At 73.4% G+C, this 23269-nt stretch carries 14 protein-coding genes; 7 read left to right on the top strand and 7 right to left on the bottom strand.

Annotation, left to right across the window (positions count from 1 at the left end; translation table 11 throughout):
- The 3 genes from AB0N76_RS34295 to AB0N76_RS34285 form a co-directional block, all read right to left on the bottom strand.
- Positions 1 to 2643, bottom strand: a 2643-nt coding sequence (locus tag AB0N76_RS34295; RefSeq protein WP_363564000.1) for an ATP-binding protein, incomplete at its 3' end; no start/stop codon positions are given.
- Between the two features lie 228 nt (positions 2644 to 2871).
- Complete coding sequence (locus AB0N76_RS34290; protein ID WP_363563998.1) at positions 2872 to 6582, bottom strand: hypothetical protein; 3711 nt, start codon at positions 6580 to 6582, stop codon at positions 2872 to 2874.
- Between the two features lie 34 nt (positions 6583 to 6616).
- Positions 6617 to 7066, bottom strand: a complete 450-nt coding sequence (locus AB0N76_RS34285; RefSeq protein ID WP_363563996.1) for a peptidase inhibitor family I36 protein — start codon at positions 7064 to 7066, stop codon at positions 6617 to 6619.
- Positions 7067 to 7383: 317 nt separating this feature from the next.
- On the opposite strand from AB0N76_RS34285, the gene AB0N76_RS34280 reads away from it, so the two are divergent.
- The 3 genes from AB0N76_RS34280 to AB0N76_RS34270 all read left to right on the top strand — a co-directional run bounded on the left by AB0N76_RS34280 (position 7384) and on the right by AB0N76_RS34270 (position 14128).
- The gene (locus tag AB0N76_RS34280) at positions 7384 to 12333 is read left to right on the top strand and encodes an RHS repeat-associated core domain-containing protein (protein ID WP_363563994.1); all 4950 of its coding nucleotides are present in this window, start codon (positions 7384 to 7386) and stop codon (positions 12331 to 12333) included.
- 15 nt (positions 12334 to 12348) lie between these two features.
- Positions 12349 to 13380, top strand: a complete 1032-nt coding sequence (locus AB0N76_RS34275) for a hypothetical protein (RefSeq protein ID WP_363563992.1) — start codon at positions 12349 to 12351, stop codon at positions 13378 to 13380.
- A gap of 70 nt (positions 13381 to 13450) precedes the next feature.
- Positions 13451 to 14128, top strand: coding sequence for a GNAT family N-acetyltransferase (locus tag AB0N76_RS34270; RefSeq protein WP_363563990.1), 678 nt, complete (start codon positions 13451 to 13453; stop codon positions 14126 to 14128).
- On the opposite strand, the gene AB0N76_RS34265 is transcribed toward AB0N76_RS34270, so the two are convergent.
- The 3 genes from AB0N76_RS34265 to AB0N76_RS34255 form a co-directional block, all read right to left on the bottom strand.
- Positions 14092 to 15069 (bottom strand): hypothetical protein, encoded by a 978-nt coding sequence (locus tag AB0N76_RS34265; protein WP_363563988.1) that lies wholly within the window; start codon positions 15067 to 15069, stop codon positions 14092 to 14094. The genes AB0N76_RS34270 and AB0N76_RS34265 overlap by 37 nt on opposite strands.
- 143 nt (positions 15070 to 15212) lie before the next feature.
- Entirely contained in the window at positions 15213 to 17273 is a 2061-nt protein-coding gene (locus AB0N76_RS34260; RefSeq protein WP_363563986.1) for a phosphocholine-specific phospholipase C, read from the bottom strand.
- Between the two features lie 280 nt (positions 17274 to 17553).
- The gene (locus tag AB0N76_RS34255; protein ID WP_363563984.1) at positions 17554 to 19290 is read right to left on the bottom strand and encodes an amidase; all 1737 of its coding nucleotides are present in this window, start codon (positions 19288 to 19290) and stop codon (positions 17554 to 17556) included.
- Positions 19291 to 19407: 117 nt separating this feature from the next.
- Between AB0N76_RS34255 and AB0N76_RS34250 the strand changes: the two genes are divergently transcribed.
- The 3 genes from AB0N76_RS34250 (at position 19408) to AB0N76_RS34240 (ending at position 20948) form a co-directional block, all read left to right on the top strand.
- The gene (locus AB0N76_RS34250) at positions 19408 to 20097 is read left to right on the top strand and encodes a TetR/AcrR family transcriptional regulator (protein WP_363563982.1); all 690 of its coding nucleotides are present in this window, start codon (positions 19408 to 19410) and stop codon (positions 20095 to 20097) included.
- A gap of 144 nt (positions 20098 to 20241) precedes the next feature.
- A complete protein-coding gene (locus AB0N76_RS34245; protein WP_363563980.1) occupies positions 20242 to 20739 on the top strand; it encodes a GntR family transcriptional regulator in 498 nt (165 codons plus the stop codon).
- Positions 20740 to 20816: 77 nt separating this feature from the next.
- On the top strand, positions 20817 to 20948 hold the full coding sequence (locus AB0N76_RS34240) for a hypothetical protein (protein ID WP_363563978.1): 132 nt from the start codon (positions 20817 to 20819) through the stop codon (positions 20946 to 20948).
- On the opposite strand, the gene AB0N76_RS34235 is transcribed toward AB0N76_RS34240, so the two are convergent.
- Positions 20945 to 21547, bottom strand: a complete 603-nt coding sequence (locus tag AB0N76_RS34235; protein ID WP_363563976.1) for a DJ-1/PfpI family protein — start codon at positions 21545 to 21547, stop codon at positions 20945 to 20947. The genes AB0N76_RS34240 and AB0N76_RS34235 overlap by 4 nt on opposite strands.
- A 298-nt stretch (positions 21548 to 21845) precedes the next feature.
- On the opposite strand from AB0N76_RS34235, the gene AB0N76_RS34230 reads away from it, so the two are divergent.
- A complete protein-coding gene (locus AB0N76_RS34230) occupies positions 21846 to 23240 on the top strand; it encodes a condensation domain-containing protein (protein WP_363563974.1) in 1395 nt (464 codons plus the stop codon).
- Positions 23241 to 23269: the final 29 nt, after the last annotated feature.

Genomic DNA, 23269 nt, shown 5'->3' with positions numbered 1-23269 from the left:
CTCGAACGCCTCCGCCGCCGCGGCCAGGTACGGCCGGGCCGCCGCCCGGCCCCGGACGTGGCGCACCCGGACGCCGTGCGCCAGCCGGATCCGGGCCAGCTCGAACGGGAAGCGGTCGGCCTCGGGCTGGGCCTCGGCCCGGGCGAACAGCTCGGCGGCGTCCCGCTCGTCCTCGGCGGTCATCGCCAGCGCGCCGAGGGTGACCAGCGCCAGACGGGGGGAGAGCAGCGGCAGACCGGCGTCGCGGGCGGCGAGCGCGTGCGCCCGGGCCTGCTCGACCCGGCCGGTGTGCCGGGCGGCCTCGACCAGGTCGAGCAGGGTGCGCGAGGCCTGGTACGCGTAGGGCCGGAAGGTGCCCGGCGGGGTGATGGCGGTGGCGTGCCGGTACGCGGCCTCGTGGTCGCCGGCGCCCAGTGCGGCGGTCGCGCCCGCGGAGTCGGCGACCTGGGTCAGGAACCCCAGCCCGCGCGGGCGGGCCCAGGCGTCCACCTCGGCCCGCAGCTCGCGCGCCCGCTCGGCCTGGCCGCGCAGCGCCGCGAGCTGCGCCAGGTAGGCGCGGCTCTGGACGGCGAACAGGTGCAGGCCGTGCCGGGCCGCCAGCCCCAGGCCGCGCCGTCCGGTGATCTCGGCGTCGGCCCATTCGCCGACGGCCAGCTGGTCGAGCATGATCAGGTGCAGCATCACCAGGCCGGTGGCCAGCGCCCCGGTCTCCAGCTCGCGGTCCACCACGCGCCCCAGGTGCGGGCGGTAGTGCCCGAGGAGGTCGAGGTGGTACGCGGCGGCGGCGCACCGGGTGACGTCCCAGGGGTCCAGCTCCGCCAGGTTCGCGGCGGCCCGGCGCACCGGGCCGGCCCAGTCGGCTCCGTGCCTGGTCACGTCGCTCCAGGCGGCGCTGTAGAGCCGCGCCCGTTCGGGGACGCGGTCGCCGAGGGAGGCGAGCAGGGCGTGCGTGCTCTCCCAGGTCGCGCGGTCGCCGCCGTACTGGCTGATCGCCAGCAGCAGGACCACCAGCCGGGTGAGCACCTCGTCCGGTTCGGTGCGGTTGCCGGTCGACGGGGCGGCCGGTCCGGCGTCCCGGAGCCGCTCGATCGCGGCCGTGACCTGGGGGTGGGTGGAGCGGACGTCCCCGTCCTGGTAGAACGCCTGGTAGGCGGAGGCCAGCACGGCGGCGGGCGACTCCGTCGGACCGGGGGCGAGGCCCGCCCGGAGCAGCCGGTGCGCCTGGCCGGGGCGGGCGGCGTGCCCGGCGACGAAGGCCGCCTCGGCGAGCCGCCGGGACCGGTCGGCGGGGTGCCCGCTGAGCTCGGCGGCCCGGGTCAGCCAGGTGACGGCCGTCAGCGCGCCGCCGCGCCGGGTCGCCGACTCGGCCGCCGCCTCCAGGACGCCGGCGACCTCCTCGTCCGGCTCGACCGCGGCCGCCGCCAGGTGCGTCGCCCGGCGTTCGAGGTGCTCCCGGTGCAGCCCGGCCAGCGTCAGGTGGGCGGTGCGGCGCTGCTCGGGGGTGGCCAGCTGGACAACGGCGGAGCGGACCAGCGGGTGGCGGAAGACGAGCTCGCCGGTGGCCGGCTCGACGTCCAGCAGCCCGGCGGCCACCGCCGCGTCGGCGGCGCGCAGCCGGTGGCGCGCGCCGGGGCCGGCGGCGTAGCAGGACTGGTCTCCCGTGCCGTCGTCCGCGCCGGGGACGCCGTGGACGCCGGGAATTCCGTGGACTCCGTGGATGCCGGCACCGCTGCCCGGGGTGCCGGCGCCGTCGAGCGCGCCCAGCAGCAGTTCGGCCCGCACCCGCTCGTCGAGGGCCGCGATGCGGGCGCCGAACAGCCGTTGCAGCCGCCGGGTCAGCGGCACGCCGTGCCGGTCGATGCCGATCAGGTCCTCGGCCGGCAGGTCGCCCGGCCGGCCGGTGAACTGGGCGGGCAGCTCCAGCAGCGCCAGCGGATTGCCCCCGGCCTGCGTCAGGACGGCGCGGCGGACCTGGCGGCCCAGCGCCGGGTACCGCTGGTCCAGCAGGCGGGCCGCGTCCGCCTCGGCGAGGGCGGCGACTGGCAGTTCGGGCAGGTCGGCGGTGTCGAAGCGGGAGGGGAGGTCGGCACGGACGGCGACCAGCAGCCGCACCCGGCCGCCGGTCAGCCGGCGGCCGACGAAGCCGCAGACCTCGGCGCTGGCGTCGTCCAGCCACTGCCCGTCGTCGAGGACCAGCAGCAGCGGGCGCTCGGCGGCGGCGCGCGCCAGCAGGTCGAGGACGGCGATGCCGAGCGTCATGACCGAGGGCGGACCGCCCCGGCCGTCGCCCCGGCCGCCGTCCCGCCCGCTGTCCCGCCCGCCGTCGCCGAACACGGTGTCGAACGGCGCCGGGCGGGTCCCGTCCGCCGAACGGGCGAGGTCGGCGAGCAGCGGGTGGAGGAGCTGGTGCAGCCCGGCGTGCGGCAGTGCGGACTCCGCCTCGACCCCGGCGGCCCGCACCACGGCGTGGCCCGCCCGCTCCGCCAGGGCCGCCGCCTGGCCCAGAAGCGCGCTCTTGCCGACCCCGGCCTCCCCGCGCAGGACGAGCACCCGGCCCTCGGCCGCGGCCGTCGAGGTCACGAACGCCGCGAGGGCCGCCTGTTCGTCCGCTCGGCCCACCATCGTCCCGTACCCGCCCTGCATGCCGTCCTGCCCCTCTCCGCGATCGCCGGCGCCGCGCGTCGCGTGCCGTGCCCGGACGCCGGTCGGCGTCCCATGATCACGATCTCAGGAAAGCGGTCCCGTCGAGCCCGTGCCCGACCCTGGTCGGTACCCGGGGGCCGACCAGGGTCGGGCACGCAGCGGCCCCCCGCGTCGCCGCGGGGGGCCGTGGTGTCCTGCCGGTTCGGGCCGGGACGGGGCATGCGTGGGTCAGGAGTTGTACGGGGCGAAGGCCCAGTGGAAGACGGCCGAGCCGGAGCCGGGCCGGCTGATCGCCGTCTCGTCCGAGCTCGTGCTCCGGGTGAGGTTGAGGCGCTCCTCGGGGCTGGTGTGGTTGGTCAGCAGGTTTCCGTTCGAGCCGTCGGGGGTCACGCACCACAGGTAGCCGTCGTCGTTGGGCCGGAAGTCGCCCATGGTGACGAGGCTGCCGCTGAGCGGCTGCCCGGGGTGGGCGGCCGTCGAGTTGACGTACTGTCCGCCGTTGGTCAGGTAGTAGCAGGCGTCCTGGCCGCTGCGGCCCGCCGGGATCACGCCGAACCGCTGGGTGTCGCGGTGGGTGTCCGGGGACAGGTAGACCGGGTGCGGCGCGGTGCTCAGGTCGTCGACCGAGAGCGCCGACGGCTGGCTCCCGCCGTCCGTCGAGACGATCTCGTCCAGGACCGCCGCCTGGCTCGGGTTCTGGAGGAACCAGCGCTGTGAGGTCGAGCCGTCGCCGTCACGACCGGCCAGCGCCTGGCCCCGGCCGAGGTCGGTGAGGAACTGCCGGGTGACGTAGTTCTGCAGGGTCCAGGTGCCGTCGCCCTGGTCGACCGGCGCCCAGAGCTGGTCCAGGGCCGCGTTCGGCCACAGCACCGTCCGGGCGTCCCGGGCGCCGCCCTCCTGGCCCAGGTAGCGGCCGGCGAACGGCGCGCTCGCGTGGAACAGGCGGTAGTAGCCCGGGTACTCGGGGTCGGCCGACAGGCTGAACGTCTGCGAGGGGAGGTCGGCCCGGTTCACCGTCTGATCGGCGACCACGTGGCTGCTGCCCGACGGACCGGCCACGTTGGTGGTGGCGGCGCTCTGCAGCACGCCCAGGAGGGGCACGCCCGACGGGGTCTGCTGCTGCGCCGGCGGTTGCTGGGCGGGCAGGTTGGTGAGGGTGAAGACGACGGGATAGTGGTCGGACGCGATCAGGTTGGCCCGGGTGGTCCCGGCGACGGTGGGCTGCGCCTGTGCCGTGCGGGTGACCGCGTAGTCGATGGTCGAGGCCGGTGAACGGGAGGTGACCAGCGGCGTCGGACGGGTCGGCAACTGCTGGCTGTGGATGGTGAAGTCCGGGGCGATCGCGGGGCCCAGACTGCTCACGGGCCGGTTGTAGTCGCCCATGGCGATCCAGGGCAGGCCGGTGGTCCGCAGCTGCTCGTGGATGTTGCGCAGCAGCTGGGGGTCGTCGCTGCCGCTCCCGGAGGCGCCGTGCACCGAGAAGTAGACGACGCCGCCGACGTTGACGCCGAGCGCCGGCCGGGAGTCGGTGCCGTCGGAGATCCGGCCCTCCCGGACGGTGTAGACGTCGTTCCGGTCGACCCGGGTGCGGCTGAAGACGGCCAGGTTGACCCGGCCCACCGAACCCGGAGTGGAGCTGGTGTCCGTGTGCAGCCAGTACAGGAAGCCCGTGGGGCGGCCCGCGCTGCCGATCCGGTATTCCTGGACCGGAATGGTGGCTCCGCCGTTGTCGAACCACTGGGTGTTGTAGGTGGCGATGTTCCCCAGGAAGGTGGCTCCGCGCGGCGGGGCGCCCGCCTCCTGGAGAGCGATGACGTCGGCTCCGGCCTGTCCGCTGTCGTGCCCGTACAGCTGTGGCAGATCGGCGGTGTACTTGTTGTTGTTGTCCCCGGTGGTGCCGGCGCCCTGCATGTTCCAGGTGGCGACCTTGCGGGTGTTGTTGTCGCGCGGTTCGAGCCCGCCGGTGGTCGCCAGGAAGAGCGACGGCCGCTTGCCCGCGTCCAGCGGCACCACGCCCTTGCCCGCGTAGTCCAGCGTCTCCCGGCCGCCCCAGTCGGGGATCGCCTGGCCGTCCTGGGCGAGCGGCTGGAACCGGTTCGGGGCGCCGTTGGCCGAGCCGAACTGGAACGCCGTGCCGGACTGGCTGCCGTACGGCGCGTACGGTTCGAACGGCCCGCCCGGTGTGGCCTGCTTGACCATGGTGTTGTTGTAGAAGACGTTCTGCGGGCCCGAGGAGCCGGACCACTTGACCGCCTTGGGGCCGGCCGCCCACCAGATCGGGTACCAGGTCCCCTCGTCGAGCTCGCCGCCCTCGCCGCCGCAGTTGGCCTGGCAGCTGCCGGAGCGGTGCTCGTACGGGACGCGCAGGGTGTTCTGCTCGAACAGGTTGTTGTGCTCCCACCCGCCGTGCAGGTTCAGGTCCGAGTCGAGGTCGTTGCGGAAGGCGACGTTGCCGCTGGCCGACCACTGGAAGGTGAAGTGGCGCAGGTTGCGGCTGAGGTTGTAGGCGTACAGCGAGTCCCAGACGCGGCTGCCGCGCAGGTAGCCGTTGCCGCCCTTGCCCTTGTTCCAGGCGCCGTCGAAGCTGTTGCGCTCGATCTGGAGGTTGCGGGCGTCCTCGGTGACGATCGGGTGCGAGCCGGTCATCTCGGCCTTCAGCCCGCGCGCCCAGTCGTTGGCGGCCCACTTGAAGACGATGCCGTGCATCGCGTACTCGGGCGCCATGTTGCCGTAGTTGTGCACGGCCTGGGCGGGGGTCAGGTCGTACGTGCCGCCGCCGAGCTTGGGCAGGCCGGTCATGTCCTGGGTGAAGGCGAAGTCCTCGAAGCCGACGCCCTGGACCACCTTCAGCGGGGTGACCTTGCTGGGGTACGGCTTGTCGCCGAGCGCGGGGGAGCCGTCGGAGGTGGAGTCGACCGGCACGTCCCACTCCAGCGGGCGGTCCAGGGTGACCGTCTTCGCCGCGGCGTCGACGGCGTCGACCCGGAACATCTGCTGGCGCATGTGCAGGTTGTCCATCTGACTGCGGTCGGAGACGCCCTGCTGCTCGTAGAACTTGACGCTGTTGGCCGCGCCGACCCAGACGTAGCCGCCCGGGGAGAGCTTCTTCAGGTCGGCCTTGGCGTCCAGCTGCACCGTGTTCTGCCCCTGGCGGGCCGCCCAGCCGGGGTCGCCGGCCTGGGCGGCCACCTTGATGCCGGAGGCCCAGTGCTGGTTGACGCTGCCCTCGAAGATGTCCTTGCGGTTCGCCGGGGCGGCCGCCCAGTCGTCCTGGTAGCGCTCGGCGATGTCCCGGGTCTGCACCCGGAACAGGCCGCGCCCGGGCCAGATCCAGCCGCCGGTGCCGACGTCGGCGCCGCTGCCGGCCTTCATCGAGTCCTGGTCCCAGCGGCCGTTGACCACGGTGTCGTAACGGGTGTTGAGGTCCGGCCGGAACACCAGCCGGGTGCCGCCGTCGCCGGACCCCTGGCCGCGCAGGACCAGGTAGTCGGCGTCGACGTAGATCTGCCGGGAGACGTCGATCCGGCCCGCGGGGAGGGAGATCAGCGACAGCCGGTCGAAGTTGGCGTTCGGCGAGCAGTTGGCCTTGACGTCGTCGATCGCCTTCTGCAGGCCGGCGCTGTCGTCGGCCCCGTCGTTCGCGCGGACGCCGTACTTGGCGGCGAGCACGTCCGGGGTGATCCGGCAGCCGGCGTCACCGGTCAGCTCGCCGTCCCCGGGCAGCGGCCGGCCGCCCCGGAATCCGACGCGCGACCAGTCCGGCAGTCCGGCGGGCGGGGTGGTGCGGTTGGCGTAGCTCAGGTCCGGGCCCTCGGCACCGGGCCCGGCCGTCACCGCCGCGGGAGCCGCCACGGCGGACACCACCGGTGCGAGCGCGGGCAGGCCGAGCGGGAGCAGCAGGCCGGCGAGCAGCGCGGCCGCCGGTCGGAGACGTTTCACGGTACTTCCTTTGGTCCGGGGTGGGTCGCGGTCGTCACGGGCACCAGAACTGGAGGGAGGAGATCCGGTCGTTGGCGTAGTACTTGGAGCTCCCGTTGCCGTAGTCGGCCTTCGCTCCCCAGCTCCAGGTGGGCGTGTAGTCCAGGTCGGAGGGGTGCAGCTCGCCGGTCGGGTCGTCCCAGAACTTGATCGAGCACTGCGAGTTGTTGATCCAGGACGAGACCTGGTTGTCGGCCAGGTCCCCGTTCAGGAAGTGGACCTGGTAGAGCCGCACGATCGACCCGTTGCCGCCGGCCGGGGGCGGCGTGATGACCGCCTTCGACCCCGTCCCGCCCTCGTGCTGGTAGACGCAGAGTGCCCAGGCCGGGCAGCCGTCGTAGGGCGGGTTGGCGGCGGACGCCGGGGCGGCCGTGAACAGCAGGGCGGCGCCGGCGAGCGCGGCCGAGAGCGCGACGGTCGCCGACTTGAAGGAGGTGCGGGCCATGGTGGAACTCGCTTTCGGGGAGGGAGGTCGGACGCTGGGGCGGGTGGGGGGCCGCGGGCCCCACTGTGCGTCGACGCGGCAGGCCGGCACATCAGTCATTTGACTGCGATCGTCGGCCGGTCCGCCGGATCGGGGCGCGTCGGCTGCCCCGTCGGCCCCTCGCGTCCCGCAAGTCCTCTCCACTGAACGGGAATTGGCCATTCTGGGGGTTCTTCGCCCCGGAACGGAAGAGGAGGCGTCAGCCTGGTGAGAGGTCGAAGCGGGCGTGACAGGCCCCGTTCGGCCGCTCTCCTGTCCGCCACCGCCGGGAGCACTCCATGGGTTCACCGCCGTCGTTCTTCTCACAGGCCGGCAACTTCGGGAGCGCGGTCGCGGGGGGCGTCGACCCCCGGACGGGCCTCTTCAACGTCCGGATCTCGCTGGGGAACCTGGTCGGCAACCGCAACCTCGGGCCGTCGCTGCCGCTGGTGCTGGGGTACTCGCCGCTCAACGGCACCGACGCGGGCCTGGGGCGCGGCGTCTCGCTGGGGCTGACCACTTACGACCGGGACAACCGGCTGCTGGCCCTGGCGACCGGCGAGCAGTACAAGGTCCAGGAGACCGACAGCAAGGTCGTCCTGACCCAGAAGAAGCTCGACACCGTCCGGGTCGCCAAGGACCGGGACGCCTACCGCCTGGTGCACAAGTCCGGCGACGTCGAGGTCCTGACCGGGCCCCGGACCGGGCCCGCCCTCAAGGTCCCCACCGCGCTGCTCACGCCCGCCGGGCACGGCCTCAGCCTGAGCTGGGACTTCCGCGGCGGCCCGGTGCCCCGCCTGAGCTCGGTCGCGGACGCGGACGACACCCTGCTGACCGTCGACTACACCGGGAAGACCAAGGCCACCCTGACGGTCCTGCCGGGGCGCTCCGAGGGGTACCGCGTCGAACTGCGCTTCCAGAACAACCTGCTGACGAGCGTGTACCACTACGGGCTCGGCGCCGGATCGCCGCTGGTGTGGACCTTCAGCTCCGAGCCGATCGGCCGGCAGGGGGTGTGGGGCTCCTGGATCACCGGGGTGACCATGCCCGGCGGGATGTCCGAGACCGTCACCTACGCGCAGGGCGGCACCGGCCACCGGTTCCCGGACTCCGCCGGGCTCCCGGCCCTGCCCTACGTGACGCGGCACGTCCGCAAACCCGGCGGCGGCCGGCCGCAGACCGAGGTGACGTACGCCTACACCGACGACAACTTCCTCGGCGGCAACTCCGGCGCCGCCTGGAACTCCGACCTCGACAACCTGTACGGGATCCTGACCGGCTACACCTACGGCTCCACCGAGTCGGTCACCACCGGCGGCCGGACCACCCGGACCACCCGCACCTACGACAGCTACCACCTGCAGACGGACGAGACGACGACCCGCAACGGCTGTTCCCGGCAGGTGAGCACCGAGTACTACGCGGTGGTCGGCCGGCGCTTCGAGCAGCAGGACGACCGCTTCCAGCTCCCGAAGACCCGGACCGTCACCTGGACCGGCCCGGACGGCCGCTCCCGCGACGAGGTCACCCGGACCGAGTTCGACGACGCCGGCAACCCGCGCAGCCGCACCGCCCCCGACGGCACCCGCACCGACTGGGAGTTCTACCCGGCCGGCGGCAGCGGCTCGGACTGCCCGCCCGACCCCAACGGGTTCACCCGGTGGCCCAGGACCGTCACCCACACGCCGCCGGCCACCGCGTTCGACGCGCCCGCCCTGCGGACGTCCTACTCCTACGCGGCCCACTCGACGCCCGACTCGCGGGTCCCCACCGCCGTCCTGAAGGCCACCGAGCGGCGCTACGCCGACGGTCTGCTGCTGCGGCGGGAGGACACCTCCTACGGCACCTCGGGCCCGGAGTTCGGCCGGATCACCGGGCTGACCGAGGTCGAGTACCCGGACGGCGAGGACGGCGACCACTACTCGGCGGGCCACACCTTCACCTTCCGCTCGGACGGCGAGGCACTGGTCCAGACGCACCAGCTGACCACCCACGACGGGCTCACCACGACGCGCTCGCAGCGGCGTTCACGGTTCACCGGCCGGCTGTGGTCGGCCACCGACCCGCAGGGCAACGGCGTCACCCTGACCTACGACGGCCTGGGCCGCGGGCTGACCCGCACCACCAACCCGGGCACGGTGTACCAGGCGACCGAGACCCACGCCCACGAGGTGGGGACGTCCGCGCCGTTCGTCACGACCTCCACCGACCCGCTCGGCAACCAGTGGCGCACCAGCCGCGACGGCGCCGGGCGGCCGTACCTGGGCGAGCGCCGGCCGGCCGGCGGCGACGGCGCCTGGCAGGTCGTCCGCCGCGTGGAGTACGACGAACTCGGCCGCGTCACGACCGAGTCGGTGACCGACCAACTGCCCGGCGGCGGCACGGCGGCCGCGCTCACCCGGACCCTGAGCTACGACGACTGGGGCGCGCTGTCGGCCGTCGGTTACGACGACGGCACCGGCCGGCTCACCCGGGTCGACCCCGTCGCGCTGACCGCCACGGTCCAACAGCTGGGCGGCGGCGGCCCGGTGACCGGAACCGGCACGACCACCTTCGACACCCGGGGCGAGCCGGTCACCACCGAGCGGTTCGACCTCAAGGGCGCGTCCGCGGGCCGGCGCGCGCTTGAGCACGACGGCTGGGGCCGGCTGCGCCGCGAGACCGACGAACTGGGGAACACCACCGGCTACGACTACGACGCCCGCGGCCGGCTCACCCGCACCACCCTGCCGGACGGCACGGCCGTCGTCCGCGGGTACGCGCCGTTCTCCGCCGACGGCCTGGCCACCGCCCTCGCCGTGGCCGGAAACGCCTACGGCGCGCAGGAGTTCGACGGGCTGGGCCGACTGACCCGGACCAGCTCCGGCGGCCGCACCTGGTCCTACCGGTACGACCGGGACGCCGACCCGCTGCCCGCCCGGGTCGGCACGCCGGACGGGCAGCAGCTCGGCTTCGGCTACGTCCCCGAGCTCGGCAACGCCCTCGCCCGGGTCCAGGCCGGGCCGCTCACCCAGACCCTCGGCCACGACCCGGTCACCGGCCACCTGACCAGCGCGCGGGAGGCCTCGCCCGACGGCGACGTCACGGTGACCCGCGACTACACCCCCGCCGGCCTGCCGCGCACCGAGACCACCACCCGCTCCGGGGAGTCCGACGCCACCACGCGCTGGACCTTCAGCCCCGGCGGCCTGGAGACCGACTGCACCGGGCCGGACGGCACCGCCCGGCAGACCGTCCGGGACGCCTTCGGCCGGATCACCGGCATCACCGACCCGGCCATGGGCGTCTCGGTGTCCTACGACGCCGGGGGACGGCCGATCTCCTGGACCGCCCGGGACCCGCGGTCCGGCTACACCCTGACCACCACGCTGACGCTGGACGACTTCGGCCGCGAGGTGGCCCGCTCGACCAGGGACGGCCTCGGCCACACCTGGTCGCTCACCCAGGAGTGGCTGGACAACGACCTGCTCGCCCGCCGGACCTCCGGCTCCGGCGCGACGCTGCTGCGCGACGAGACCTTCGGCTACGACGGCCGCAACCGGCTCACCTCCTACGGCTGCGACGGACCGGAGCCCCCGACGGACGCCCGGGGCAACGCGATCACCGCGCAGACCTTCGGCTACGACGCCTTCGGCAACGTCACCCGCTGCCGCTCGCGCTACGCCGACGGCTCCGAGGACACCGCGACCCACCTGTACGAGGACCCGGCCGACCCGTGCCGGCTCACCGGCGTCACCCACACCGGCGGCGGCCACCCGCCCCGGATCACGCTGGCCTACGACGCGGCCGGGCGGCTGACCACCGACCGGGCCGGGCGCACGCTCGGCTACGACCCGCTCGGCCGGCTGCGGTCGACCGGCCCGGCGAACCGGTACGGCTACGACCCGCTCAACCGGCTGCTCACCCAGCGGACCGACGGGCGCACCAGCGTCCTGCACTACCGCGGCGAGTCCCTCGCGGCGGTCACCGAGGACGGCCGGCCCGCCCGTCTGCTGCGGCTCGGCAGTGGCGGCTACGTGGCCCGGACCCGCGACGGACGGACCCGGCTGCTCGGGACGGACGGCACCGGCACCGTCCGGCTGGCGGCCGGTGCCGACGGCCAGGAGGCGTACGCCCGGACCGCGTACGGGGAGCGCCCGGTGGACGGCGCCGACAGCGTGCCGGGCTTCACCGGGCAGCGGAGCGACCCGGTGACCGGCTGGTACCACCTCGGCAACGGCGCCCGGGCCTACGATCCCGTGCTGCTCCGGTTCGCCAGCCCGGACATCCTGAGCCCCTTCGGCGCGGGCGGCGTCAACCCGTACGCGTACTGCGCGGGCGACCCGGTCAACCGGGTCGACCCCTCGGGCCACCTGAGCTGGATGGCCTGGCTGGGCATCGGGCTGGGCGTCGCGGGCCTCGCGCTGGCGGTGGTCACCGGCGGCATGGCGATCGTCGCCGCGGGCGGGGTGATGGCCGCGATCGGGGCCGCCTCCGCCACCACCCTGGTGGTCGGCGCGCTCGGCGTCGCCTCGGACGTCACCGCGATCGTCGGCGGCGCCCTCGAAACCGCCTCTCCGAAGGCCTCGGCCGTGCTCGGCTGGGTCTCGCTCGGCACCGGGCTGGCCGGGCTGGGCGCGGGCGGCGCCGGCCTGGCCCGCGCCGCGACCAGGCGGGCCCCGGGCTTCGCGGAGGAGGGGGCCCGCGCCCTCGGCGGACAGCTGAGCGCGGATCCCGGGCTCGAACTGAACCTGGCCAAGACCGACCCCGGGTTCCACGGCCGGCCGGTCGTCCTGCCGGAGCGGACGCCGCACGAGTTCTTCGCGGTGGAGAACGCCAACGGCGCGAAGGTGTGGGTCAGTCAGGATCCGGTCGACGGCGGCATGGTCCGGGGGATCGCCGAGGACGCGCTGAGCCGCGGCAAGACGGTCGACATCCTCAGCGGGACGCACGGCGGCGAGCTCGGGGAGCGGACCGGCGCGCACATCGAGCCGGACTTCTACTTCGAGGACATCGGCGACGACGCGCGGCTGACCAAGGAGCGGATCCGGGGGCCGAAGCGGAGCCGCTGGGCGAAGCGGGTGAACGTGTACAACACGCCCTACCTGTCCTCGTACCGGATCGGGCAGATCCTGCGCGGCGACTCCAGCCACGAGATCATCGCGGCCTTCTGCTTCAGCCGCAACGACGACACCGTCCGGAGGTTCCTCGGCCTGGAGCCCACCTACTCCTACTCGCCGTTCGTGGACCACTACCACACGGCCCTCTGACGAAGGAGACAGCACGTGTCCGACTGGATGAGCGTGTCGAAGCTCTCGATCATCCTCGTGAGCGGGGACGACACCTGTGACATCTACGCGAACGGGTGGAACCGGATCGGCGTGATGATCAGTGTCGCGCCGACCGACGACGACGGGGAGCCCGTCGAGGTAGACCCCTCCCACCTGCTCAACCGTCTGTGGCTGATCGACTACGTCACCGAGTCGACACTCAACTGGAAGGGCAGCTCGGGCTGGTGCTACACGGACAGGGAGAACGAGTTCACCGCCATCCCCGGCCTGTCCGGCGAGCGCGCCGAAGTCTCGTTCGAGGACGGGACCCAGCGGGTCACGTTCTATGTGTACTGCGCCCCCGGGGTGAGCCCGCAGTCGATCGGCGTCCAGGTCAGGACCGACACCAACGACGTCATCAAGAGCTCCTACAACGGGGACTTCCACGAGAAGGTCAAGCTCATTCCGCGGACAGCTGTGACGTACAAGCTGGCCGACGTCGACTGGGACTACGCGCACACGTCGACCAAGTACGGCGGCGACAAGCAGTACGTGACGACGGATGCGTGGAACTACTACCTGTCCCTGAAATCCGTGGAGAACTACTTCGTCACCTTCTCGGTGCACGACTACTTCACCTCCTCCGGCTACGACGGGCAGTTCTCCTCCCGCATCCCCGGCGACAACGGCCGCGATGACTTCTACGGCGGCTATGTCTGGCACCGCGAGCCGCACGGTTCCGCGTACTACGTCGAGAACGACGGGCGCAGTGAGGCGACGATCGTCAACTTCCCCGACGGCAACAAGTGGTGGGACTACGCCAAGATCTACGACCGGAGCTATCCCGAGCGGTACCTGTGCTTCAGTTGGGTGCACTCCACCACCGGCGGCAACGGGTGGCACATCCCGAACGGGCCGCTGACCAATTGGCACGTGTGGTGCCACCCGAAGATCGTCGCGTACGACCGGTACGGCAACTCGGGCACCTTCTGGGTGGACGGATGGCAGACCATCGGGGGGCTCACGCTCTGCGAGAACCGACCGTAGGACCGGGCGGCGGGCGTCGCGCTGCCGAAATCGCTTGCTCCGGAGGGCGATCGGGGACGATCCTTCGCCCATGGACTCTCCGCCGCGGGTGATCGTGCTCGACGAGGTGACCCTCCGCCGTTTCGACCCGCGGGCGGACGTCGCCGAGCTGGACCGGGTGATCGGGGAGGCGCGGGAGCACCTGAGGCCGTGGATGGACTGGGTGGTCGGGCACCGGCTGGCCTCGACGGTCGATTTCCTCGCGCGCCGGGAGGCGGCCTGGGAGGCCGGCCGGGAGTTCACCTACGCGATCGTGCTGGACGGGGCGATCAGGGGCGCCTGTCAGCTGTTCCGGCGCGAGGACGGTCCGGCCGGCGGCCGTGAGGTGGGCTACTGGCTCCACCCGGCGGCGGTCGGCCGGGGCGTGGCGACCCGGTCCGCGCGGGCCCTGGTCGAGCAGGCCTTCCGGCTGCCGGGCGTCGACTTCGTCGAGATCGGCCATGACGCGGCCAACCGGGCCAGCGGCGCCGTCGCGGCCCGGCTCGGCTTCACCGAGCACCGGCGGAGCCCGACCGGGGCCGGTGAGCACCTGGTCTGGCGGCTGACCCGCCGCCAGGCGGAGTGGGCGAGAGGGGTGGCGCAGGAAGATCTTCGTCTCAGTGCCCCCGAAGTGAGGGGGTCTCACCGGCCGGAGCCGGAAGATCTTTCGTCTGCGTCGGATCCAGACCGGGATCAGTCGATGTGCGCGCGTACCGTCAGGCCGATGTAGAGGAGCAGCAGCGGGATCGCGAAGCCACCGTAGGCGGCGACCATGATCGACCCGCGGCCGCCGATGTCGACCCCGGTGAGCAGGGGCCGGATCCACAGGAAGAGCAGGGTGGCCAGGATCGGTAGGGCGGTCTGGGCCAGTGGGCGCCAGGCGAGCCGGCGCAGGGCGGCCGCGGGCGCCACCGTCGCGAACAGCAGCACGAAGAGGAAGAAGACCCCGAAGAACGCGAGCAGGAAGAGCCGTTCACCGCGTACCGTCCGGCCGGTGTCGGTGTACCGGGAGAGGTCGCCGAACCGTACCAGCGCGCCCGACTCCGGTGCGGACGGCGCCCAGAGGGCCTGGACCCGGTTCTCCGGGCGCGGCTCGTCACGGGTGTCGGCGCCCCAGGCGGTGACCCGGCGGCCGTCGGGGAGCAGGAGGTCCAGGTCGGCGTGGTAGTAGGAGACCCTGCCGTCGGAGTCCTCGATCTCCTCGACCTCCGCCGCCCCCATCACCGTCGCGGTGGCCACCGCAGCGCCCGCGGACTTGAGGGCGCGGACGGCCTCGCCGCCGTCCACCTCCTTCAGCACGCCCGGGAGCGTGGCCGCGAGTGGGAGCAGCAGGAAGACGGCGACCAGCCGCACCCGGACCCAGACGGGCCCGGCGAAGGCCGACAGCATCCGGGCACGCGGCGCGTCGGCGTCGGCGGCGTCTTTGGTCAACGAGACCCGGGGCCGGCGCCGCCTGCCCACCAGGGCGTGCGCCCAGAGCGCCGCCACCCGCAGCCAGAGCAGGCCCAGCCCGGTCAGGGCGAGCGTGTGCAGCCCCGGCGGCGGCCGCCGGATGCCGAAGCCCAGACCGAAACCCCACCAGAGCGCGACGGCCAGGGCCGCCCACGCGCCGACCGCGCTCACCCGCGCCACCCAGACCAGCACGCGTCCCACCGCCCCCCGGTTGATCATCCGGCCGGGATCCTCTCACACCCCGGTGGCGGCCCCGCCCGGACGGGTGGCGGCCCGGCCCGGACCGGCGGGGGCTCCGCTCCCCGCCGCCGGGGAGCGGAGCCCTGGACGGCGGCGCCGCCCGGTAGGCGATCCGGTCAGTATCAGTAGGTGATGATGCCCGGGTCGGAGAGGCCGGGGGCGCCGGTCTCGACGTGCCCGGCCAGGCGGCGGACGAAGTCGGCTGTCCCGGTGGCGGTGACGGTCACGTCGTACCAGTTGCGGCAGCCGCTCAGGTCGACGGTGTACCCGACGGTCGCGCCCTTGCGGACGGTGACGCTCTGCGGGCCGCCGCCGTAGGCGTTGGTGACGGTGAGGACGGCGTCCGCGGTGCCCGCGTTGGTGAGGGTGAGGTCGAGGTTGCCGGTGGTCGCGTTGTGGCGCGCGGTGACCTCGGGGCCGGCGGTCTTGCCGGGGTTGCGGAAGCGGCGCAGGAAGCCGTTGGGGCCGTGCACCGTCAGGTCGGTGACGCCCTTGGAGTAGGTGGTGTTCCAGGCGTCCGCGACGCTCTTGCCGGCCTCCGCCGTGTACGTCCACGGGCCGTCGGTGCGGTTCGGCGAGGTGACCAGGAACTGGGCGCCGGCCGCCGCGCCGCCGCTGAACGAGAGGCGGTACTTGCCGGTCGCGATGTCGGCCGAACCGTCCACGTAGGGCGCGTACTTGAGCGGCCGGGTGGGCTTGGCGCCGGCCTCCTGGCGCGGCATGGTGCCGGTGGCGGGCGGGGCGGGCACGTAGTCCGGGTGCCGGTTGCCGTCCTGCGGGCGGTAGGCCGTGGTGGACGGCAGCGCGGCCGGCGCCGGGTCGGCGGACGCGAAGTCGAAGGCGGCGGTCAGGTCACCGCAGATCGCGCGCCGCCAGGGCGAGATGTTGGGCTCCAGCACCCCGAACCGGCGCTCCATGAACCGGATGATCGAGGTGTGGTCGAAGGTCTCCGAGCAGCTGTAGCCGCCGGTGCTCCAGGGCGAGACGACCAGCATCGGCACCCGCTGGCCGAGGCCGTACGCGCCGGCCGCGTAGCCGACGCTGCCGCCGTGGTAGTCCGCGCCGGTGGCGACGGTCGACAGGCCCTGGGAGGCGGAGGACGGCGGGAACGGCGGCACGACGTGGTCGAAGAAGCCGTCGTTCTCGTCGTAGGTGATGAACAGCGCCGTGCGCGCCCACACCGCGGGGTTGGCGGTGAGCGCGTCCAGCACCTGGGAGACGTACCAGGCGCCGTAGTTCGCGGGCCAGTTGGGGTGCTCGGTGAACGCCTCGGGGGCGGCGATCCAGGAGATCTGCGGGAGGGTGCCGGCCTGTACGTCGCGCCGCAGGACGTCGAAGAGGCCGTCGCCCGCCTTGGCGTTGGTGCCGGTGCGGGCCTTGTCGTAGAGCGGGTTGCCCGGCTTGGCGTTGCGGTAGTTGTTGAAGTACAGCAGCGAGTTGTCGCCGTAGTTGCCGCGGTAGGCGTCGTTGATCCAGCCCCAGGAGCCGGCCGCGTCCAGGCCGTCGCCGATGTCCTGGTAGATCTTCCAGGAGACGCCGGCCTTCTCCAGCCGCTCCGGGTAGGTGGTCCAGGAGTAGCCGGCCTCCTGGTTGCCCAGCACCGGTCCGCCGCCGGTGCCGTCGTTGCCGGTGTAGCCCGTCCACATGTAGTAGCGGTTCGGGTCGGTGGAGCCGATGAACGAGCAGTGGTAGGCGTCGCAGATGGTGAACGCGTCGGCGAGCGCGTAGTGGAACGGGATGTCCTGCCGGGTCAGGTAGGCCATCGTGGTGGCCGTCTTGGCCGGGATCCACTGGTCGTACTTGCCGTTGTTGAAGGCCTTGTGGCCGCCGGCCCAGTCGTGGTTGAGGTCCTGGACGAACTGCATGCCCAGGTTGTTCACCTGGGGGCGGAACGGCAGCACCTCCTTCTTGGCGGAGTCCGTCTGGTACCAGACCGGCTTGCCGCTCGGGAGGGTCACCGGGCGGGGGTCGCCGAAGCCGCGGACGCCCTTCAGGGCGCCGAAGTAGTGGTCGAAGGAACGGTTCTCCTGCATCAGCACGACGATGTGGTCGACGTCCTGGATGGTCCCGGTGGTGCCCGCCGGGGCGATCGCGGCGGCTCGCGCGATGCTCTCCGACAGCGACGAGAACGCGGCCGTGGCGCCCGCGAGTTGGAGGAAACGGCGCCGGTTCAGCTCTGCCATGGGGGGAGACCTCTGCCTGTCGTCGGGGGGTGGAGGTTGGTGCCCCAAGAGGACAGCGGGTACGGGGTACCGGCGGGCCGACCACTGGTGTCCGGTTGCTGTACGTCAGACGAACGCCTTGAGTTGTATGAACATGCGGTCCCCGGGGCCCGCTCCCGCACGGCCGTCGCGCGGCCGTGCGGGAGCGGGCACGTTGCCCTGTCCGGACACCGTCAAGTCACTGTGACGTCAGGTCACCCCGGCGTCAAGGCACTGTGCGTGAGGGCGTCGGGCCGGCAGGTCACTCGGCGGTCAGCCGCGGCGTGCGGGTCGGCTCGGTGCGCCGGTCGCCGGTCGCCTCGAAGGCGGCGGCGAGGGCGAGCAGGGCGTTGTCGTCGTAGGCGCGGCCCGCGAAGGTCAGCCCGATCGGCATGCCGATGTCGGTCATGGTGCCCATCGGCACGGTGACCGTCGGGATGCCGAGGTGGCGGGGCACCAGGTTGCCGTTGGCGACCCAGACGCCGTTGCGCCAGCCGAGGTCGGCGGAGGCCTCGTCCACGTCCATGTCGGCGGGGCCCACGTCGGCGACCGCCGGGAACACCACGGCGTCCAGGCCGAGCTCCTCCATCCACTCCTCCAGGTCGACCCGGCGGGTCTCCTCCAGGCCGCGCAGGCCCTCCTCCAGGTGCGGCATGTCGGTGAAGGAGGCGTACGGGCGCTCGCGCACCAGCTTCGGGTAGTCGGTGACGGTGTCGTCGAAACCCTCGTAGCGGTCGGGGAGTTCGCCCGGGTGCTTGGGGAAGATGAGCTCGCCGTCGACCTGCGCCAGGGTGGCGAGCGCGGGGTCGCCGTTGGCGCCCAGGAAGTCGTCCCAGGCCCAGGCGGACAGGTCCTCGATCTCGACCTTCAGGAAGTCGGCGCCGACCAGGCCGCGGGTGGACAGCGAGGGGGCGCCGGGGCGGTCGGCCTCGTAGTTGGACACGACCGGGAAGTCGACCTCGACCACCTCGGCGCCGGCGGCCTCCAGGTCGCGGCGGGCCTCCTCCCAGCGGGCGAGCACCGAGGGGCGGGTGTCGATCCGCTGCCCGGTCTGGCCGCCGATGCCGCCCTCGGGGTTGGTCCCGGCCTCGGGGTCGGCGTTGATGTACATCTTCGGGACGCCGACCCGCTTGCCGGCGAGCGCGGCGCGGGCCGCGGCCGCGTCGGCGGGCGCGAGCGCGGGGTAGGAGGCGGGGCGCACCCGGGACGGCGCGGGCAGCGGGATCCACGGCTGGGCGCGCCACAGGTCGCCGCGCGTCTCCGGGTCGTCGGCGACGATCACGTCGAGCAGTTCGAACAGGTCGGCCATGGTGCGGGTGTGCGGCACCACGACGTCCATGGTCGGCACCAGCGGCCAGTTGCCGCGCACCGAGATCACGCCGCGGCTGGGGGTGTAGGCGCACAGCGCGTTGTAGGACGCGGGCGCGCGGCCCGAGGACCAGGTCTCCTCGCCGAGGCCGAAGGCGCCGAACGAGGCCGCGGTCGCGGTGCCCGAGCCGTTGGACGAGCCGGAGCCGAAGGCGCTGGTCAGCCAGTCGGCGCTGTACGGGCTCTCGGCGCGGCCGTAGACGCCGCGCTGCATGCCGCCGTTGGCCATCGGGGGCATGTTGGTCAGACCGATCAGGACGGCCCCGCCCGCGCGCAGCCGCTCGATGGCGAAGGCGTCGCGCTGGGCGACCAGGTGCTGGAAGGCCGGCGAGCCGGAGGCCGCGGTCAGTCCCTTGGCGAGGTAGCTGTTCTTCGCGGTGTACGGGATGCCGTCCAGCGGGCCGAGCGTCTCGCCGCGGGCGCGGCGGGCGTCGGAGGCCGCCGCCTCGGCGCGGGCGTCCGGGTTCATCACGACCATCGCGTTGAGCGCGGTGGCCGTGCCGGGCCGGTCGTAGGCGTCGATCCGCGCGAGGTAGGCGTCGAGCAGGGCGACCGAGGTGGTCTCGCCCTTCTCCAGCGCCGCGCGCAGGTCCGCGATACAGGTCTCCACAACGTCGAATCCGCGCGTCATGCGGGTCTCTCCTGGGTGGTCGGGTGGGGCAGCGGGCCGGCGGTGTCGACTCCGGTCGCGCTGATTAGATTTTCAGTCTAGATTATGGATCTAGAGCCGTGGAATCGAGATGGGGGCATGACGATGCCGGAGACCGAACCCGGGACCGCGGGCGGAACCGAGGGCGAGACCGGGCCCGAGTCCGGCCGGCCGCGGCGCCTGCCCCGGGCGGGGACCGACCGGAGGCGGCAGCCCAGCGGCGACGAGGCGCGCGGACGGGCGATGCTGGCCGCGATCGCCGCCATCGCCGAGAAGGGCACCGCGGCGGTCCGGATGTCGGACATCGCCGAGCGGGCCGGCATGAGCACCGGCCACATCCTCTACCACTTCGGCAAGAAGGACCGGCTGCTGCTCGAAGTCCTCGCCTGGAGCGAGGAGGACCTCGGGAACCGCTTCCGGCAGGCCGTCGACGGGGCCGCGTCCGCCACCGAGAAGCTGGAGCTCTTCGTCCGCTGCTACCTGCCCCGCCACCCGGGCGACGAACGCTACGCGCTGTGGACGCAGGTCCTGGCCCAGCGGCAGGACGACGCCGGCCGGCAGCTGCTCAACGCGCTGTCGGACGTCTGGGAGGACCGCCTGGAGGCCATCGTGCGGGAGGGCCGGGCCGCGGGGGAGTTCGCCGAGGTGGACCCGACCGAGTTCGCCGTCCGAGGCGTGGCCATGCTCAACGGACTCTCCGGGGACGTGATGTTCGGGCGGTCGCGCTGGCAGCACTCCTCGGCGCACGCGTTCGCGCTGGCCGCCCTCGAACGCGAACTCCTGGGGTGACCTCCGTCCCGCCGGGATGACCTCTTTCGTGCATCCGGGAATCCACCGGAGTGGCCGGTCCGGCTCGTAGCTTCGTTCGCGTCCGAGTCCCGTCCGCGTTCCCGTCCGACCGTCCCGTCCCCGGCGCCCCGAACGAAGCACATGATGACGAAGCCACAGCACACCGACCCGGCCGGGACGAGCCCCCGGCCGCACTACCGGACGATCGCCGTCCACCTGGTCCGGGGACTCCCGCCGGGCGTCTCCGCCGACCGGCTCCCGCCCGCGTGGAAGATCGCCCGCTGGTACCAGATCCCGCTCTCCATGGCGCAGTTCGTCCGCCGCGCCGCCACCACCCGGCTGCGCCCGCCGCTGCAGCTGCTCCCCGGCGACCCCGGGTGCCCGGCCTGGGCCAGGGTGGCGGCGGATCTGCGCGACGGCATCCGGGAGGGCCGGCTGAGCGGACGGCTGCCGGGGCGCAAGGCCCTCGCGGCCGCCTACGGGGTCGGGACCGACACGGTGGGCAAGGCGCTGGAGATGCTCGCCGAGGAGCACCTGGTCGAGGCCCGGCAGGGGCAGCAGGGCACCTTCGTCTCCCGGGACCCTGGCGTGCGCGCGGAGGCCGAAGCGGCCGCCCGGGCGTGGGACGGAGAGCGTCCGTGAGCAGCAGAGGAGTGACCGTGTCCGCCGTACCGATCCCGCCCGCGAAGCATCCCGCGGGCCTTCCCGCGGACCTTCCCGTGGACTGGTCCGCCGACGAGGCCGTCCTCCGCCGGGTCCTGGCCGCCCTGCGCTCCGCCGAGGCCCAGGAGGGCCCCGGCGGACCAGGGGTTTCGCACGGGCCCGAGATCGGGCCGCGGGCCGGGGGCTAGACCGGCGGCTCCGGGTCGTACTGGATGCCGTACCGGACCTGGCGCGCGCGCTCGACGGTGTGGAGCTTCGCCACCAGGTGCAGGGCCATGTCGATGCCGGCGGAGACGCCCGCCGAGGTGACGAGGTCGCCGTCGTCGATGAACCGGGCCTCCCGGTCGACCCGGGCGGTGGGCTCCAGCTCGGCGAGCAGGTCGAGCGAGGTGCGGTGGGTGGTGACGGGGCGTCCGCGCAGCAGGCCGGCCTTGGCCAGCACCAGGGCGCCGGTGCAGACGCTGGTGGTCAGCGTCGCCTCCTTGGAGAGTCGGCGCACCCAGTCGAGGTGGTCCTCGTCCGCCAGCAGCGGCCGGGTGCCCTGCCCGCCCGGGTGCAGGATGACGTCGGCGGTCGGGGCGGCGTCCCGAGCGTACTGGGGGACGATCGTCAGGCCCTTGGCGCAGGGGGTGGGAGCCCCGTCCCGGGAGACGGAGTGGAGGTCCCAGCCGTCCTCGGGGTACCTGCTCGTCCAGTGGGAGAGCACCTCCCACGGTCCGATGGCGTCCAGTTCCCCGACGTTCGGGAACAGAATGAGTGCGATCCGGCGGCGTGTTCCATCGCTCATGGGGGTCATGAAAGCAGAGATGCCGAACCACCGCCACCGATTCCGGGAACCTTCGCCGACCTCCTGTGATGCGCGATGCGTATGCCTAACACCCTTGTCCTGCAAGGTCTCTGATCCTGAGACAGATCATTGACGCTGGTATAGACCTGTGCCTAGATTGTGCGCTGCCCGGTCCCGTGGCGACCGCATGCTCCCCAACCGAGCGGTCTCCCCTCGGCATGTCGTCGTCCACGCAGGCGCTGCTGGATTCCCTCCCGCGCCTTTCGCTCTCCTTTTCCCCACGGAGGATGGTTTTCAGGTGGCCAGCCAGGAAGAAGTTCGCCGACTGCCCTTCTCCGCGCCCGGCGGGAGCGCCCCGCTCACCTGGGGTCAGCTGGCCATCTGGAAGACGATCGCCTGGATGGGCGACGAGGCGCACTACTTCAATGTGCGCCGGCTGATCGAGCTGCCGGCGGGCACCACGGTCGACCGGGCGGTGCGGGCGATCGGCGAACTCGTCGTCCGGCACGAGGCCCTGCGCACCGAGTGGGCGTCCTACGGGACGGAGCCCCGGCAGACGGTGCGCGCCGAGGGCACCGTCGAGGTGCTGGTCGTGCCGGTGCCCGAGGGCGAGGACGTCCGCGCGGCCGCCGAGGCCCGCACCGTCGCCCAGGCGGGGGAGCCGCTGCCCGGCGCCGACGGGATGCCCGGCCGGTTCACCGTCTTCAGTCGCGGCGCCGAGGCGCTCTGGGTCGGCGTGGTGGTCACCCACCAGGCCGTGGACGGCTGGTCGATGCGGGTGGTGGACCGCGAACTGCGCTCCCTCACCGCCGGGGAGGAGCTCTCCGCCGACCCCTGGCAGCCGCGCGCCCAGGCCGCCCTGGAGGCCGCGCCCGGCGGGCTCGCCCGCAGCAAGGGGGCGCTGCGCTACTGGGAGCGGACCCTGGAGAAGGCGCCCCCGGTGATGTTCGGGCCCTCCCCGGAAGCCCCCGAGGACCCCGAGCGCTTCGTCCGGCTGGGCATGGACTCGCCGGCCCTCGCGCTCGCCGCCACCGCGCTGGCCGACCACTGCGGGACGTCCGTCTCCACCGTGCTGCTCGCCGCGACCGCCGCGGTCGTCGGCCGGTTCGCCGGACAGGACACCGCGGTCCTCCAGCTGATCGCCTTCAACCGGGTCGACCCGCGCACCGACGACCTGGTGGGCTCGATGACCGAGAACGCGCTGTTCACCGTCGACGTGGCCGGAGCCGACTTCCCCGAGCTGGTCCGCGCCACCCACGAACGCGCCGTCGTCGCCTACGGCAACGCCCGCTACCACCCCGTCGAGCTCGACCGGGTCCTCGACGGGCTCGCCGAGGCCCGCGGCGCCCGCGCCGACCTCGGCAGCTTTTTCAACGACGCGCGGCTCCAGGACCGCTGGCCCGACACCCTGGGCGAGCTGCCGACCGAGGCCGGGGCCGTCGAACGGCTGCGGGCCCGCACCCGGCTGCACGTCGAGGGCACCTGGGCGGCCCAGGACGCGACCTTCTTCGCGCACAGCACCTACTCGCCCGACTCGTGCCGCTTCTTCGTGATGGCGGACACCCTGCTGCTGCCCCGGCCCGCCATCGAGCAGTGCCTGTACGAGACCGAACGGGTGGTCCTGGACAGCGCGCTGGAGCTCGCGGCCGCCGCGGCGGCGCAGGCCCAGGAGCCGACCGAGGAGCAGGCATGAGCGGCACGGCGGCGACGACCGGCGCGCTC

This window comes from Kitasatospora sp. NPDC093806, from assembly GCF_040683335.1.
Classification (GTDB): domain Bacteria; phylum Actinomycetota; class Actinomycetes; order Streptomycetales; family Streptomycetaceae; genus Kitasatospora.
This window is presented reverse-complemented; position numbering and strand designations above follow the sequence as displayed.